This is a genomic window from Pelosinus sp. sgz500959, assembly GCF_042610375.1.
GTDB lineage: Bacteria > Bacillota > Negativicutes > DSM-13327 > DSM-13327 > CTSoil-075.
On record NZ_JBGJZL010000002.1, the window covers coordinates 373,896 to 391,169 of the forward strand.

The window sequence follows — 17,274 nt, forward strand, 5'->3', positions numbered from 1 at the left end:
TATATATTTACCAGCAATAGATAAAACCCTGCAGATGAGTTAGAAAATTTTATTTTTATACATTTAATGTCCAGATCTCTATTTATAAAAAACATACGAAGAGGTGCAATTTTGAAATTGCACCTCTTCGTTAAATAAACGCAACATAAACCACATTCATTATTCCTATTTTAGCTTATCCTTAATGACCTGCCATGAAGCTGGATCTTCACCACCTAGTTTCCAAAGAGCAATTCCAGCAATATTATATTGATTAACAAGATCTAACTTATACTTTAAACTCTGACTATTTTCATACCATACTTCATGGTTTGTACTATCAGTTTCGGTGTAATTAAAATGAGGAGATTGGGATGCTTCATCCCACTGAATGGTAGCACCAAAACGAGTTATTAAATTATGGATGGCATCATTTTCAACACTTTCTACCCCTTTGCTTGACCAATCATAACCATAACCAGCAATTCCTAAATAGATCTTATTTTTAGGAATTAGGGTTAAAGCGTATTTTAAGTCAGATTCTACAGAGCGAATATCGGCAATAGAACCTGCACCATTCCAACCTGCATGGTAATCGTAAGTCATCAAAATGATTTTATCAGCGTAGTTTGCAAGGGCAGCATAGTCATATGCTACGGCAACGTCATTCTCTTCATTATGTTTTGGGAAAACATCAATCGAAACAATATATCCTTGAGGTTTTAGGCGATCTGCTAATTCACGCATGAAAGCTGTCAAATGATCACGATCACTTGCTGGTACTTGCTCAAAATCAATGTTAATACCATCTAAATTATATTTTTTAATATAGGATTCTAAGTTATCAATCGCAGTTTTTCGTAGTGATGAATCGCTTAAGACGGTATGGATGTCCGAATTTGAATTTTCTTGTTTAGCATTATTCACCATGAGCAATGCAGTCACTTTATTATTATGTGCATATTTGACTACTGAAGCATGGTCATTACCACCGCGGTCTGTCACTGATCCATCACTATGAAGCGTTGACCAAAATGGTGCAATGGTGCCGATTGTATCGATATGATCAACAAGATCATGATAAGAAGTAGTATCTGTTGCAAACCATTCCGTATAAAACCCAAGTACATCTTTGCCTCCAGATGTATTTCTCGTTTGCACGGGAGTCGTTGTATTTGTATGAGTATCTTTAGGATTTAAATCCAAATGAAAAATACTCACTAAGGCATCAAGTAGAGTAGTAAGGAAGCCTTTACTTGAATGATCTGTTGGTGATGCAGCATATACGGGCAGCGGTACTACAATGCTTGCACATATGACAAGCAATAATAAAATAACGGTTGCTTTATGAGTACGCATTGTATAACCTCCTTTGATCTTTTTCATACTCTGCAATGGTAACATAATAAGAAAATATTATCAATACAAATTAATGGTAAAAGTAATGCATATTATTGCCATATTGATATACTTTCTTCTGTATTTTTTCTTCATTTCCTATTTGAAGAAAAAAGAAACAAGGATTTACTCAAAGCTAGTAAATCCTTGTTTCTTTTTACCATTTTTACGGAATCAGAAAGATGAAAGAATCAATTATGCTTGAATCATTTCAAGGAAAGCTTCAATACGCACGCGGAGTTGTTCTGTATCGCTACTTGAATAATCAGTTTCCACTTGCATAAATGGCAGACTAAATTGTTCATCAAGATATTTTTTGATTGAATAGGATTCTACATTATAAGTATGGCAGCCAATCCAGGTCAAATCTAGCACCCCATCGACCTTAAATTCTTTTGCTAAGCGACCTAGTAGTTCATAGCGACCAGGGTTAGGTGACATACAAGAGCAAGCTATGGCTAGATACTTCTCGGCAATCGCTTCAAGAGGATCTTTATTTTCATCTTCGTCAATCAGCAAGTCTACAGGTTTATAGCCAGTACAGTTTTCTTGACAAACAACGGTTCCTCCTAGCTCTTCAACTAGTTTGATCACTTTTTCTGAACCCAGTCCAACGGGTACTCCTGTGAGTAAAATACGTGGTCCTACTTGATGATCATTTTGCCCTAAATTGTCTTTAACAGCAGTTGTCAGCTCTTCCAACATGGTGATTACTTTTTCTTTATCGGGATAGAATCCTCGATTATGGGCAACAGTCAGTATTTCTAAACCGGTAAGGGGGGCGGGAATATGCTGGTTAAGATCATATAGGTTACGTAATGCTCGTCGTTCCCGGTTGACAAGCTTAATCGCTGCCCGTAGTTTATCGGAAGTAATCTCGATGTTAAATTCCTGTTCGAGTCGTTCTTTTAGTTTTTGTACTTCTTGAAACCAAAGTTCTCGAGATTGGGGCGAGGCCTGTTCTTGGGGTAATTGTAGTAAATGGATTGGTTTATACTGAGCCATTAATTCATACATTTTCTTTTTACCATCACAGGTAGTTTCTGCTACGAGTAGATCAGAAAAATTAAAGAAAGGACAGGTATCTGTTGCAGCAAATCCATAGCTAGACTTAATGAGTGGGCACATATTATGAGGCAGGACTTTTTCTGCTGCTGCAATGGGCTCCTGCTTCGTACCGCATAAAGAAACGGGATAAGCGCCAGCTGCTAAAATTAATTCTTGTGGCGAATAGGTACAATACATACCAACAACCTTTTGTCCACTTTCTTTCTCCTCTTTAATTTTCATCATTCCTTGCTCACGCAGTTTGGAAAATTGCTCCATTAATAAGGAATCAATCATTTTTTATCACTCCTTTATTATGATTACGATTTTTTAGCAATCGTAGCGATCGCTCTGATAACGGTTTCCATTTCTTTTTCAGTATTAAAAAAGCCTGGGCTAAGACGGCAAGTCCCTTGTTGTAATGTATGAATGGTCTGATGGGCCAAAGGAGTACAATGAAGTCCAGAGCGAGTCACAATGCCAAACTCTCTTTCCAGTAGGAAACTAAGGTGAGCGGAATCCATCTCACCAATATTAAAGGAAAGAACCGCTGTTCGATCTTTTGGGTTTTCTGGTCCATAGATCTTTATGTCAGTCATTTTTTTTAGATTATCCCATAAAATTCCAACGAGACTTTGTTCATGGGATCGTATTTTATCGATACCTTGCTCCAATACAAAACGAACGCCTTCCCCTAGTCCAATAATTCCTGGGGTATTTAATGTCCCGCTTTCCAAACAGTCAGGCATACATTGAGGTTGTTTAGTATCTTGGGACTGTGAGCCAGTGCCACCTTCTTTTAAAGGTCTAACCGTAAGGCTTGGCCTTACATAAATTCCGCCTGTTCCTTGTGGTCCAAGCAGACCTTTATGTCCGGTGAATGTCAAAATATCAATCGATTGGTCGAAAACATCAATTGGTAAAACCCCTGCACTTTGTGCTGAATCAACCAAAAATAACAGGCCATGTTCACGGCATATTTTTCCTACCTCTTTAATCGGCTGGATCGTTCCTGTTACATTAGATGCGTGCAGTAACCCTACCATTTTGGTATTTTTCTTTATGGCTTTAACGAATGCTTTTATATCAAACAATCCTTCAGAATTACATGGAATCACGGTGATTTCAAGGCCGTGTTCGTTCAATGAAAAAGCTGGTCTAGCTAAAGCATTATGTTCCATACTGCTAATAATCAGATGATCGCCTGGTAATAAACTTCCTTTTAGAGCTACGTTTAACGCCTCTGTAATATTCAATGTAAAAGAAATACGCAGAGGATCACTGATATTAAATAATTGGGCTAGACGTTCTCGGGTTTCTAATACCATACTAGTGGAAGCCAAAGAAAACCTAGTTGTACCTCTCCCTGGATTACCACCAATATTGCGATTGAAATAATCAACAGCACGGTAAACAGCCTCTGGTTTTGGCCAAGAGGTTGCTGCATTGTCTAGGTAAATTTTTTCCATCGTAATACTCCCTCTATCTCCTCTTCACTTTCACGCCCCGACGTACCATGTCGATCCCATTCTCTTCCAAGAATATTACAGCTTGATCAATATCTTCTTCTTGCAGCTGAGCAGCCAATCCTTCACACGGTCCACTTAACTCATGAGGAATGGGAATAAGTTCAACACTAATTTTCTTGTCTTTAAGAAGCTTCTCTGCCCGTAGTGCATGTGTGATAGATAAAAAAGTAATGACCCATATGTCTAATAGCAACCCTATCCCTCCTTCTGCATCATTTCAGTAGCGATTAACATGGCTCCCATTGCACCCGTAAATTGACAGTTCTCAGGTACGATGATCGGCATATTAAGTTGCGCAGAAAGACTGTGAACCAAACTATTGTTTTGTGCAACTCCACCAGTAAAGATGATGGGAGATTCTGGAGTCATTCGCTCAGCCATAGCACTGATTCGGCGTGATATCGCCTGATGTAATCCAGCGATAATTTCCCCTTTTCCAATTCCCTTTGCTAAGAGTCCAACGACTTCTGATTCAGCAAATACAGTACACATACTATTGATTTCTACAGGTATTTTACCTTTACCCAAATCTGATAACTCAGTGATATCAATACCAAGCTTAGCTGCAATGACTTCCATGAATCGTCCTGTACCAGCAGCACACTTATCATTCATTACAAAATCAAGAACTCGCCCTTGTGGACCTATTTTAATGATTTTACTATCTTGTCCACCAATATCGATCACTACCCGAGTTTCAGGTAGTAAATAGGATACGCCACGTGCATGGCAAGTAATTTCAGTAACGGCTTTGTTGGCTATTGGTAGTGCGATCCGTCCATAACCTGTCGCGACGACAAAATCTGCTTTATCAGTAACGCCTGCCTGCTTTAGAGCAGCTGTTAATACAGATTCCCCTGCTTGGCGAGGACTCCAGCCAGTAGGAATAACAATTTTATAGATTTTTTCATCAACTGACAGTGCTACCTTGGTGGAAACTGAGCCAACATCAATACCTGCAACAATCATAAAACCTCCTAAATATTCTACAACAAAAGTGAAATGAATTTTTAAAAATTTTCTGATAGAACTCTTATAAGTATTCGATTTGTAAGCAAATATTTCCTTTTGCTTCATAAATAAAATACTTATTTTTTCTAACATAAATGATTGTTGATATATATAAAACAAGGATAATAAATTCTTTTGTCAAATTACATAGTAAGGTATTATAAATTTTCAGGATAAATCTGTCTATATCTTATGAAAAGTTAAGTTAAGTACTATTTTTCTAAAAAGTGTTTTGATAATTTTTGGAGGTGTTACTCATTGGATTTTGAAATTGCTAACCGAATTATTAATTTTATTTTTGACGAAACAGGTCTTTATTCCATTGTATGTAATGATAAGGGACAGATTATTGCAGCCAAAGTAGCGTCTAGAGTCGGTTCTACACACAGTGGCTCACAGAGAATTCTTGCAGAAAATCTTGACGAAATTATTATTACTGCTGCAGATGCGGAAAAATCCGATGGGAGCATTAAAGCGGGCATTAATTTACCTGTTGATTTTAAAGGCAAACGTATTGGCACTTTTGGTATAACAGGTGATCCTCAGATTGTCAAATCTGTTGTAAAGATCGCTGCTGGACTTGTTCGTATGGAGTTAATGAATAAAGAAAATAAAGAGAGTCTTCGCAGCCAAGTCATTCGGGCAAGTGAGTCTACAACGGTTATTGCAAAAACCGTTCAAAATTTAGAGAGTACACAGCGAGAATTTTCCGCCACTATGCAAAAAGTAGCAGAACTTTCAAGTAAAGCTTCTACTGATGTTAATAATACCAATACCATCATTACAACCATTCAGCAAATTGCAAGTCAGACCAACTTATTAGGTCTAAATGCTGCGATTGAGGCGGCACGAGCAGGCGAACATGGACGAGGATTTAGTGTAGTTGCAGAAGAAGTGCGCAAATTATCGGATCAAAGTAATCAATCTGCTAAAGATATTAAAATCATGCTTCAACAATTAAAAGATTCTATGGAAGCAGTCATTCAAAATACTCAGCAAACAGCTGCCATAACGAGCAATCAAAGTACTGCAGTTCAGTCGATTACTGCAATGGTTTCCAAATTATATCATGTTTGCGAGGATCTTCGATCTATGGCGGATGAAAAGTAAATCTCTTCATATTTTATTTGGAAAAGAATGATAAAAATTACATAACGATTTCATATTTTACGGCACACTGCTTATCTAATTAACATACTATATAGTAGATTAGGAAGGAGTGTTATTTATGAATAGTCGTTGTCCGTATTGTGGCAACTATCTATCTTCCTCAAATAACCGTGTTTGGGGTTGGGGCGGTCATGGCGGTTGGGGCGGTCATGGCGGTTGGGGCGGTCATGGCGGTTGGGGCGGTCACGGCGGTTGGGGCGGTCATGGCGGTTGGGGCGGTCACGGCGGTTGGGGCGGTCATGGCGGTTGGGGCGGTCATGGCGGTTGGGGCGGTCATGGCGGTTGGGGCGGTCATGGCGGTTGGGGCGGTCATGGCGGTTGGGGCGGTCATGGCGGTTGGGGCGGTCATGGCGGTTGGGGCGGTCATGGCGGTTGGGGCGGTCATGGCGGTTGGGGCGGTCATGGCGGTTGGGGCGGTCATGGCGGTTGGGGCGGTCATGGCGGTTGGGGCGGTCATGGCGGTTGGGGCGGTCATGGCGGTTGGGGCGGTCATGGCGGTTGGGGCGGTCATGGCGGTTGGGGCGGTCATGGCGGTTGGGGCGGTCATGGCGGTTGGGGCGGTCATGGCGGTTGGGGCGGTCATGGCGGTTGGGGCGGTCATGGCGGTTGGGGCGGTCATGGCGGTTGGGGCGGTCATGGCGGTTGGGGCGGTCATGGCGGTTGGGGCGGTCATGGCGGTTGGGGCGGTCATGGCGGTTGGGGCGGTCATGGCGGTTGGGGCGGTCATGGCGGTTGGGGCGGTCATGGCGGTTGGGGCGGTCATGGCGGTTGGGGCGGTCACGGCGGTTGGGGCGGTCACGGCGGTTGGGGCGGTCACGGCGGTTGGGGCGGTCACTGGCGAGATGAAGATTAGATGAATGCTGACATGCTCATTTGAATCTTTCTTGAGTTGAATACATAAAAAGCCTAGCGATTTGCTAGGCTTTTTATGTATTCACTATTTTCCCCATTTTCAAGCCACATGTCCACTATCGAACTTAATTGATGAACGTCAACTGGTTTTGAAAGATAGTCATCCATTCCGGCTGCCAAGCATTTCTCACGATCCCCACGCAGTGCATATGCAGTCATTGCTACAATTGGCGTATGACGATATAGTGCTTGTTCCTTTTGTCGTATGAGCTTAACGGCTGAATAACCGTCCATATAAGGCATATTGATGTCCATTATGATTAGATTAAAAATCATTTTTTCAAACATTTCAATCGCCTCTTTGCCATTTTGAGCCAAATAAATATCTAATCCTTTTTTGTACAGTAGAATGCGAATGATATTTCGACTTACTTCATCATCCTCACAAACTAAAACTTTTTTGTTTTGAGTGTTTTCGATCAACAATGTCTCTTTAGTAGGTTCAAATGAGATTTCTTTTCCTACTTCAAATAGTGCTGTAAAACAAAATTTACTTCCAGATCCTTCTTTACTTTCGACCCATATGAGTCCATTCATCAATTCAGTTAATTTTTGAGAAATTGCCAATCCCAGTCCAGTCCCTCCAAATTGCCGAGTATTTGAATTATCTACCTGACTAAAACTTTTAAACAACATGTCAATTTTATTATCAGCAATTCCAATTCCCGTATCCGCTACTGTAAATTTTAACTTAATGTTACCATTACCTGATTCTAAACAGGAAATATTCACGTCGATTGTTCCACTATTCGTAAATTTTATCGCATTACCAAGCAGGTTAGAAAGGATCTGCCGGAGCCTAAAAGGATCACCGATAAGAGTTTTTGGTACTTCTCTAGCGATGTTTTCTGTAATTTTTAATCCTTTTTGTTGTGCGGCAATATTAAATAAAGCAATAACCTCATGGGTTAGTTCAGTTAAAGTAAATGGTATCTTTTCTAATAGCATTTTACCTGCTTCAATTTTTGAATAATCAAGTATGTCATTGAGAACTCTCAGGAGTGACTTGGTTGATTCTTTTACAATTTGTAGGTATTCTCTTTGTTCATCCATTAAATCTGTCATAAGGGTCAAATCAGTCATTCCAATGATTCCATTCATCGGTGTCCTGATTTCATGGCTCATATTGGCAAGGAATTGACTTTTAGCTGCATTGGCGCGTTCTGCTTCATCCTTGGCTTTGCGCAATGCCTCTTCACTATTTTTACGTTCTGTGATATCAAGAAAAATAACAATACCCGCTTTGACTTTTCCAGATAAGTCTTTAATTGGTGCCGCATTGGCCCAGACTATACAGTCTTGGAAGTTTTCTCGCCTGATAACCAATTCGTTGCTGCAAGTTTCTCCATAAAGTATTGTTCGTGCTAATGGCAGTTCATTACGTTTAAAAGGACTTTGATCTTCATGTAGAATTTCCCAGCTAGCAATATATTTATCAATATCTATTTCTTTAATCATCTCTTCATCAGATTGATCGCTAATAAGCAGTCCCGCTTTATTGAGATAGCGTAATTTTCCATCTGGAGCATCGACAATTGCGATACCTGCTTGACAATTATCCAATGCTGCCTGCAATATAGCTTGCGTTTCTTGCAAGGTTTCCTCTGTCGCTTGCCGTTCCATAATTTCTTCTTCGAGTACTGCATTCATATCCGTCAATTTGAGTGTGCGTTCTTGTACTAAGGCTTCTAAATCCACATTTAGAAGTCTTAGTTGTTCTTCATAATGTTTTTTATCTGTAATGTCGCGAGCACTGATTGCCACCCCATCATGCAACTTGATGACTTGTCGTTCATATATTCCAGTAAGATGCTGATTTACATCATCAGAGTAAAAAAATTGTTCATCCATCAATGATTTACCTGTTTCACAAACATCACAGTATTCGTCAAAAATTTTACCTTTTACACCAGGCCATATTGTGAGCATACGCTTTCCGATTAATTCTTCCCGTGTCTTGCCATATTCTCGGCATTCTGATTTATTGACAAATTCGCAGATGAAATCTATAATTTTTCCAGATTCATCTCGCAATGCTTTAAAAAAAGTGTAGCGGTCATGAACATTATCAATGCATTCATGGAAGTGAATTTCACTTTGCCGCAAACTCTCTTCGGTCATTTTTTGCCGAGTTATATCATGACTGACTTCGAAAATTGATACAGGATTGCCTGCTGCATCACGCTCTAATGTCCAATGACATTTAATAAAAATTTTATCTCCAGACCTTCCTGTATCGATTAGTTCTCCTTCCCAGTAATCCTTAATTAAAAGTTCTTCTATAATTTCTTTCAATGGCTTTGGAAGATCAGTTTTTAATAAGTCGTAAATTCTATGACCTAAAACTTGATCTTTGGACAAGCCATAACAGAGCTCAGCACCTCGATTCCAGTATTTGATTGTACCGTCCAGCGTAAAAATGATGATATTATTATGAGCTAAATCTAGCATTTGAGCTTGCTTGCTAATCTGTTCCTGCGCTTCTCTTCTTGACTTTAATCCGGCATTGACCATTAAGATAAATAAACCAGCTAAGAGAATTGTAAGTAAACTTCCCCATAAAATAGTTTGTCTTAAAAATTTTTCACTTTCGCGAAGTAGCTGCGCTCGTTCTTCACGTAAGATTTTTTCATCATGATTGAACTCGCTTAGCAGAGTACGCATATTGTCCATATATTGTTTACCGTACATTGTACGTACTGATATGCTAACAGTGTCTGATGCTACCCGACCATTATCGACATCGCGCCTTAGATTAATAAGACTTGTTGCGTAATCCTCCCATTCTTGCTCGTCTTGTCGTAATTGCTCAAGTCGTAGCTGTTGACCAGGATTATCTTTAGTCAATAAATTAATAGTTGCAAAGTGTGCCTTAAAATCATGTTTTCCTTGCTGAAAAGGCTCCAGAAATGGGTCAAATCCACCAGCAGCAAAACCGCGCATTCCGGTTTCCATGTTCAGTAAACTGGCTAATAAGGCATCCGACTCTTCCATTACTTGATAAGTATGAATATTCCATTCGAGTGCGCTTGATTCATTAATACTATTTCGATATGTAATAAAATTTATTGCACTCATTAAAAGAAACATTAGGAAAAAGAATAGATACGTTCGTTTCAAGTCTTTAAAATTCTTTATAAAAAACATACAATCACCTCCTGCACTATATACAGATATTTCAGAAATTTCTTCCTACGTTAAATTTAATTAGTGTCTTTATGCTTCAACATTTTTACGTAAAGTCCTCTTAATCCTTCTATATTTAATTATAATTCTGAATTTTAATGAGTTGTATAAAGAAATTCCATATCATAGTTGATTCATATAAAAAACCTGCTAATGATTCTTTCGAAAAAATATCATTAGCAGGTTTTTTTGAGTATTTTATTTCAAGTCCTGTAAAAAACTTGTACCGTATTCAGGCATCTTCACTTGAAAATTCTCTGCGATCGTTGCACCAACATCTGCAAAGGTTTTTCTGATGGGCAGCTCATTACCGTGAACGAATTGAGGAGAATAAATGAGCAAAGGTACATATTCTCGCGTATGATCAGTACCACGATAAGTTGGATCATTTCCATGATCAGCCGTAATGATTAATAAATCTTCATTCGTCATTTTTGTAAATACTTCGGTTAAACGTGCATCATACTCTTCTAAAGCCTTACCGTAACCTTTAGGATCACGACGGTGACCGAATAAAGCATCAAAATCAACTAAGTTCAAAAAACTAAGTCCCGTAAAATCTTCATCTAAAAGGGCGATTAATTTATCCATACCATCCATATTGGATACCGTATGAATGGCTTTGGTAACGCCCTCACCCGTATAAATATCTGAAATTTTCCCCAGAGCAATCACATCATATTGGGCATCCTTCAGTTCATTCATTACAGTGCGTCCAAAAGGCTTTAATGCATAATCATGTCGATTCGCAGTACGAGTAAAGTTACCTGGTTCTCCTACGAAAGGACGAGCAATAATGCGTCCTATTTTATAAGGTTCTTCTAAGGTGATTTTCCGACAAAACTCACAGATTTCATAGAGTTCTTGTAAAGGAATCACTTTTTCATGAGCGGCAATTTGCAATACTGAATCAGCTGATGTGTAAACAATGAGTGCTCCTGTTTTCACATGTTCTTCCCCTAATTCTTTCATGATTTCTGTCCCGCTTGCTGGTTTATTGGCAATTACTTTTCGTCCAGTTTTTTCTTCAATTTTCTTGATCAGTTCATCTGGAAATCCGTTGGGAAATACGCGGAATGGTTTTTCAGTATAAAGGCCCATGAGTTCCCAGTGGCCAGCCATTGTATCTTTGCCATTCGATAATTCTTGCATTTTCGTATAATAAGCAAGAGGATGTTCTACTACTTTGATTCCCTGGATATGGTTAATATTCGATACACCCAATTTCTCCATATTGGGCATCTGTAAACCGCCACACTCCTGAGCGATATGTCCAAAAGTGTTCACATCAAAATCATCAAATTTCGCTGCATCAGGTGCTTCACCAATTCCAACAGAGTCCATTACGATCAAATGAATTCGTTTAAAAGTTCTTGTTACCATCTCTTTTCCTCCTTAAGTATGTACCTTATAAAAAACCTTGCAGATGATACATATACTAACTTTTCTTTTATAAAGAAGCTTAAATCTAACTACTTCTATCTATAGGTTACCAAGTTTTCGAGAAAATTACTACATCAATCATATACAACATTATGAATATTCATTGGTAGCATATTCTATAGTTGAATAAAGTCAAACAAAAATCAGAAAAATGGTTACAATTACTTTTATAAAGTAATTGTAACCATTTTAATATAACAGCTTTTTAAAAATATTAAACTACTCTTTATTCAGTTTAAATCACTCATTAAAAATACTCTTATTCTGTGCAGCCATCACATCCGCTACTAGGTTCTATCTTGCTCTGCTTACGAAGTCGAGGCACACTATAGGAAGCAGGTTTCGTAGCAATAGTCTTTAGAGTGTCTATATAGATCTCAGGCAGTCCTTGTTCTTTTGCTCCTTCTAAAATAATCGATAAATATTCAGTACTTGGTAATTCTTCTTTTCCTAACCGAGCTTTTTTATAGATACTTGCCTCTCTCACTGTTTGCTGCTCATCAAGAACTTCTACTGGATAATGGAAATACTCTCCCGTTCCATCTAACCTAGCATCCTCACAATTGTCCAATTGATCCCAAGCATAGGCTCCCAGTTGATATAAAACCCCCCACACTTCTGATTGATCGTCAGCTACAACGGTTTCTACAGCTCCATCCCATATAACAGAGTGTCCATAAAAAGCGATTTTATGATTTGCCAATCTGGCAATGCTGACTGGGATTGGCTTATGGCATTTTTCAAGCATTTTTTCTAATTTTAGATTAGAGCCATAGGCAAAATATAACCGTGTTTGATTCACTGTTTCCATAGTATTATACTCCTTTTACATGTACTAAATTCCTGGGCAAGCTATCATAATAAGCAGAAAGAGCCCTGCAAAAATGCAAGGGCTCCATTGCCAAATCTGATCTTCTTTGTTCTTAGGATAACAGATAAAAATAGGATTGACAAGAATTAAAATTTTATGGATATTTTTAATTTAATTTAGAACCTTTTGTTTCTGGAACTAAGAAAAATAAATTGACAGCTGCAGCTATGTAAATAAAAGCAAGTACCGCAAGGGCACCACTCAATGTGTATTGCTGTGCTAACATGCCAATCACTACGGGTGCAAAACCACCGACTGCTCGACCAGAATTAAATATAAAGTTTTGCGCTGTAGAACGGGCATCTGTTGTGTAATGCTCAGATAACAGCGCGCCAAAGCCAGCCATTGTCCCATTGCAGAAAAAGCCAAGCACTGCGCCCCCTATCAATAACTGCAGGGGATCAGTTAAATTAGAATAGATCCAAACTGAAGCGGCTGAACCAGTGTAAAAAATCATATATATAGGACGTCTACCGATACGGTCAGCAAAATATCCGAAAAGGTAAATCCCTAGCATCATGCCGATGACTGTAACGATCATCCATGTTGTAGTCTTATTTAAAGACAGGTTGTGTTTTTGCATCAATATTGTTGGAAGCCAAATCATAATTCCATAATAGCCAAAGTTTTGTACACTTGTCATAACAGTAAGAGCAAATGTTATCGTTGTTTTTTTTGTATCTGCAAAAAGATGTGATAGAGGGAATTTACTTGAATTTGTCAATAATTCTTGTTCTTCTTGTGAAATGACTTCACCACTAGCCAGTTTGGTATTAATCATTTTCTGTAGTGATTTTCGTTCAACCCATATATCTGGTTCTGGTAAATTACGCCTCGACCAAGCGGCAAATAATGCGGGTAATGCACCTACTAGAAAAAGGCCTCGCCAGCCGTATAAAGGCATGAGTAAGGCTGCAAGTACAGCTGCCAACACTACACCTAGCTGCCAGCCAATTGCTACACCAGCTGTAGCGCGTGCACGCTTTTCTGCAGGCCAAGTCTCAGCAACGAGCGTCATACCAATCCCAAATTCTCCTCCGAGACCGAGCCCTGCCAAAAAACGATAGATGTTGAGCTCATTCACAGAGTGTGCGATGGCACATAGTCCAGTAAAAATTGAAAAGATAATAATTGTCAGGGCGAAAATTTTAACTCGGCCAACATAGTCAGCTGCAATTCCAAAGATATATCCTCCTAAGACAGCACCAATTAGCGTATAGGTCGCAATCCACCCCCCATCGACGTATGATATTCCAAATTCTTTAATAATAGCTGCCATTGCAAAAGATAGGATTAACATGTCCAGTCCATCCATCGCATATCCAGCTACGGATGCATATAACATTTTCCAGCGACGTTTCCACGTCTCTTTGTCATCTCCTGAAAATAGATTCTGTTTATTAGGTACATCAATCATAGTTTTTTTTCCTCCTGCTATTTAATCGAACCTTACTCATTTTGAGAGTTCTAACTACATTCACTCCTTCCATAAATCACCGACAAGAGTAAACACAAGACGTTCTTTCATATAAAAAAATAACTTGTTACCCTTTAAAAAATAAAAAATGCCCGCAAAAATTTCTTTTCACGAGCATCGTTGTCGTATTCATTACTATGTTATTTTCAGATCATTCTCTTTATCTTTTTAATTATATCGCAATCAGTAAAATAAGTAAAACATATAATGAAAAATTATCATTTATTTTCTATACTTTCATACAGCAATATCTTGGCTTGCCGTGTGGCCCACTTGATTTCATTTGCAGTTACAGCGACTTCAAGTAACCCATGTAAATAATAACTATCTGTAAGCTTTGACTGCCATTGCTCAATTGCTTTAGTTAAGCTTTCCCAATAATCTTCACTGATTTTTTCAGGTATAGCTGTACCTCCATCGACGATAACAGACATAATTTTTCCGTTTACGCGGATCACGATTGTACATCCACTTTCTAATATTTCTAAAATCGCTTTGAATTCATCACTAATAGGTGGAGCACCAGATTTTATCCTGCGTTCCAATCGCATAGGTAAAAGATCAAAGATACGGTCACCTTTTTTAGTGATAGATTCATTATAATCAATCAGCTTTTCTGCTAAGGAAATCCATTCTCTTGGTTCAGAAGAGTCAGAGACTACGTGCCGCTCTCGGCTTAGTAAATCCAATAACATCCGCGCTTCTTTATTTAGTTTGTAAACTCTCTTTTTTTGCTCCAGATCCATATGGATCTCTCTGCTAGTAAGACCTACATAATCTTGTACTGCACGGCAAAAGTAAAGAACAGATGCTTCGTTGCTTTGTCGTAATTTCTCTTTTAATAGTTTATTATACTTCGGTGGCCATAATAAGACATTGACAAGCATAGCTGATCCAAGGCCGACGAATATCACCCCTGTTCTCGAAAGAGCATGGATCAAAAATTCTTCAGTACTAGAACTTAGAACAAAAAGAGCAGCAACGATCCCCATCGTAATACCGCTATGTAATCTTAATCTTATGTATATTGGTATCAATAGAATAACGATTAATCCTGCTGAAAATGGATTAACGCCAAGAAAATAACCAAAAAAGAAGCCTGCTAAGACACCTAGAATATGGACTAAAATCTGATCGCGAGCTGCCCGCAGTGTTAAGAAAATTGATGGCTGTATATTTATCACAGCGGAAACAGCACCAAAAAAGGCAGGATCGAAACCAAAAAATTTACATAAAAACATTGTTATTGCTACGGCTATACCAGTTTTAATAACTCGTGCGCCTATTTTCAAATTACCATCTCCTCATTCACAATTTTAACAAATCCACCCTATTATTTGCAATATGATTGACAACGATTGAGTGAAAGAGTGATATTTCCATGGCTTAATCATACTATATTTACCATCATTAGACAAACTCCTGCAAAGTTTGATTGCTTTACAGGAGTTTATCTTATTGGTAATGATGTTTTTTTTATTTTTTAAAAGTCTTCTTGCAAGGAGCAAAAAGACCATATCCTTCAATGAAAGGATTACTTTTGGTTTTGATATTGTGCGAGTATGTTGCGAATCGTTGTTAATTATTGTATTATTAGAACGGTTATTAAGAGCTGTACTTATGGTATAAGATTTCTTGATTTTATGTGATTTTCAGATTGGCAATAGATTAAAAAAATGAGATGGAGGGACTAAATGTGGAAATTGTAATCATGAGTTTACTGGCTGGTTGTTTATTAGGGGTCAGTAATATAATGACGGAAAGATGGATTGGACATTTAGATAAGATTATAATGGTCGTTTTATTTATCTTATTAATTGCAGTAGGTATTGGAATCGGGAATAATCAAGAACTTATTAATAATTTAACTTTATTAGGTTGGAAAGCAATGGTGATCGCCATCTTAAGTACGGTTGGCAGTGTATTAACATTATGGTTCGTGGTTTCCCGCGTTGATTTTCTAAAAAATAATAAAATAGAGGAAAAACAATCATGAAAATGATTAGCTGCATTGTAGCAGCGGTTTTAGCTGGTATTGCTGTTGGGTGGATGTCCCCTTCTATTATGAATTCAGAAGTATTGGATCATGTAGTCACCTATGTACTGGCGATCATGGTGTTTGGAGTGGGGATTAGCATAGGACATAACCGCCGTGAATTGATAAAAATAAAAGAAGTCGGTTGGCGCATTATACTAGTGCCCTTAGCGATTGCTGGAGGAAGCTTTTTGGGAGCTTCCATTGCTAGTTTATTTTTTAATATGTCACTAAAAGAAGTCTTAGTTGTAGGGGCTGGATTTGGGTGGTATAGTTTATCTAGTGTACTCATTACCCAACTTTATAGTGCTGAATTAGGAGCGATTGCATTTTTGGCTAATGTGTTTCGTGAATTAATGGCCTTTGTATTAATTCCTTTTTTAGCTATTCATGTTGGAAAAATTGTAGCGATTGCTCCTGGTGGTGCCACAACGATGGATTCCACTTTACCCATTATTGCTAAAATGACAGATACATCTACAGCAATGATTGCCTTTATAAGCGGCCTTATATTGACAACAATGGTGCCATTTCTGATTCCGTTATTATTGACGATTCATTAAGGTTTGTCACATAAAAAAACTTTTGTAATAACCGTCCTGATTATATAAAAAGAAAAAGCTATTGCCTATAAATTAGACAATAGCTTTTTCCTATTGTTCTACAGAACAGCTTCCTACGACTGGCAATCAGGGAAGGATATATGTAATCGTGGCTTTTTGACCTGTGGTAAGTTTAGGGTCATCTGCTGCAGGCTTTAACTGCTGACCGCTAAAATCAGATATCCCTCTAATCCCCTCAAAACGACCAGTTCCTTTTAAAATAGTTCCGTGTCCTTGATTGTAGGGCAGTCCATCCTGAGTTCTGCCTATCTCTGACTTCCAAGAGAATATAATCTGGGATCCATCAACAAAAGTAAAAGTGGAATATCCTTGGGCTATTCCGCCTGTAGTGCGACGAGAATCAAAAGTGGAGACCGTTGCATACTTGGCAGTCTCTCCATTACTGAATACCCCTTCTCCTTCTCGTTTTGCCATACCAATTGCATGTCCTGCTTCATCCCCAGCAGGAAGCCATTGGGAAGAGATAATGTAACTTGTAGCTTCCACCTGTAGAGAATGCTGAGTTTCTGCCCATACTGGGGTACAAAGCCATAAGATTCCAACCCAAATTGTCATTACAATAGATAACTTGCTGATTTTCATGTTATTTTCCT

Annotated in this window: 15 protein-coding genes; 4 read left to right on the top strand and 11 right to left on the bottom strand. The window is 38.5% G+C overall.

The window, feature by feature from the left end; genetic code table 11:
* Positions 1-165: 165 nt before the first annotated feature.
* The 5 genes from ACAN52_RS04405 to ACAN52_RS04425 form a co-directional block, all read right to left on the bottom strand.
* Positions 166-1,338, bottom strand: coding sequence for a glycosyl hydrolase family 18 protein (locus ACAN52_RS04405; RefSeq protein ID WP_378952824.1), 1,173 nt, complete (start codon positions 1,336-1,338; stop codon positions 166-168).
* 234 nt (positions 1,339-1,572) lie between these two features.
* Positions 1,573-2,721, bottom strand: coding sequence for a double-cubane-cluster-containing anaerobic reductase (locus ACAN52_RS04410; RefSeq protein WP_378952827.1), 1,149 nt, complete (start codon positions 2,719-2,721; stop codon positions 1,573-1,575).
* Between the two features lie 23 nt (positions 2,722-2,744).
* Entirely contained in the window at positions 2,745-3,893 is a 1,149-nt protein-coding gene (locus ACAN52_RS04415) for an aminotransferase class V-fold PLP-dependent enzyme (RefSeq protein WP_378952830.1), read from the bottom strand.
* Positions 3,894-3,906: 13 nt separating this feature from the next.
* Positions 3,907-4,146 (bottom strand): DUF3343 domain-containing protein, encoded by a 240-nt coding sequence (locus ACAN52_RS04420; protein WP_378952833.1) that lies wholly within the window; start codon positions 4,144-4,146, stop codon positions 3,907-3,909.
* A gap of 2 nt (positions 4,147-4,148) precedes the next feature.
* Entirely contained in the window at positions 4,149-4,922 is a 774-nt protein-coding gene (locus tag ACAN52_RS04425; protein WP_378952836.1) for an acyl-CoA dehydratase activase, read from the bottom strand.
* Positions 4,923-5,222: 300 nt separating this feature from the next.
* Between ACAN52_RS04425 and ACAN52_RS04430 the strand changes: the two genes are divergently transcribed.
* Complete coding sequence (locus ACAN52_RS04430; protein WP_378952839.1) at positions 5,223-6,074, top strand: methyl-accepting chemotaxis protein; 852 nt, start codon at positions 5,223-5,225, stop codon at positions 6,072-6,074.
* 118 nt (positions 6,075-6,192) lie between these two features.
* Positions 6,193-6,987: a hypothetical protein gene (locus ACAN52_RS04435; protein WP_378952841.1), complete on the top strand. Its 795-nt coding sequence runs from the start codon at positions 6,193-6,195 to the stop codon at positions 6,985-6,987.
* A gap of 53 nt (positions 6,988-7,040) precedes the next feature.
* Here ACAN52_RS04435 and ACAN52_RS04440 read toward each other — a convergent pair whose 3' ends face one another.
* The 5 genes from ACAN52_RS04440 to ACAN52_RS04460 form a co-directional block, all read right to left on the bottom strand.
* Positions 7,041-10,193, bottom strand: a complete 3,153-nt coding sequence (locus tag ACAN52_RS04440) for a CHASE3 domain-containing protein (protein WP_378952844.1) — start codon at positions 10,191-10,193, stop codon at positions 7,041-7,043.
* A 237-nt stretch (positions 10,194-10,430) separates the two neighbouring features.
* Positions 10,431-11,615, bottom strand: a complete 1,185-nt coding sequence (gene deoB, locus ACAN52_RS04445) for a phosphopentomutase (RefSeq protein ID WP_378952847.1) — start codon at positions 11,613-11,615, stop codon at positions 10,431-10,433.
* Between the two features lie 319 nt (positions 11,616-11,934).
* Complete coding sequence (locus ACAN52_RS04450) at positions 11,935-12,486, bottom strand: gamma-glutamylcyclotransferase family protein (protein WP_378952850.1); 552 nt, start codon at positions 12,484-12,486, stop codon at positions 11,935-11,937.
* A gap of 166 nt (positions 12,487-12,652) precedes the next feature.
* On the bottom strand, positions 12,653-13,963 hold the full coding sequence (locus ACAN52_RS04455) for an MFS transporter (protein ID WP_378952853.1): 1,311 nt from the start codon (positions 13,961-13,963) through the stop codon (positions 12,653-12,655).
* A gap of 278 nt (positions 13,964-14,241) precedes the next feature.
* Positions 14,242-15,315, bottom strand: a complete 1,074-nt coding sequence (locus tag ACAN52_RS04460; RefSeq protein ID WP_378952856.1) for an aromatic acid exporter family protein — start codon at positions 15,313-15,315, stop codon at positions 14,242-14,244.
* Positions 15,316-15,719: 404 nt separating this feature from the next.
* On the opposite strand from ACAN52_RS04460, the gene ACAN52_RS04465 reads away from it, so the two are divergent.
* Positions 15,720-16,019: a LysO family transporter gene (locus ACAN52_RS04465; protein WP_378952859.1), complete on the top strand. Its 300-nt coding sequence runs from the start codon at positions 15,720-15,722 to the stop codon at positions 16,017-16,019.
* Positions 16,016-16,621 (top strand): lysine exporter LysO family protein, encoded by a 606-nt coding sequence (locus ACAN52_RS04470; protein WP_378952862.1) that lies wholly within the window; start codon positions 16,016-16,018, stop codon positions 16,619-16,621. The genes ACAN52_RS04465 and ACAN52_RS04470 overlap by 4 nt, the downstream gene beginning before the upstream one ends.
* Before the next feature lie 126 nt (positions 16,622-16,747).
* Here ACAN52_RS04470 and ACAN52_RS04475 read toward each other — a convergent pair whose 3' ends face one another.
* Entirely contained in the window at positions 16,748-17,263 is a 516-nt protein-coding gene (locus ACAN52_RS04475; RefSeq protein WP_378952865.1) for a hypothetical protein, read from the bottom strand.
* Positions 17,264-17,274: the final 11 nt, after the last annotated feature.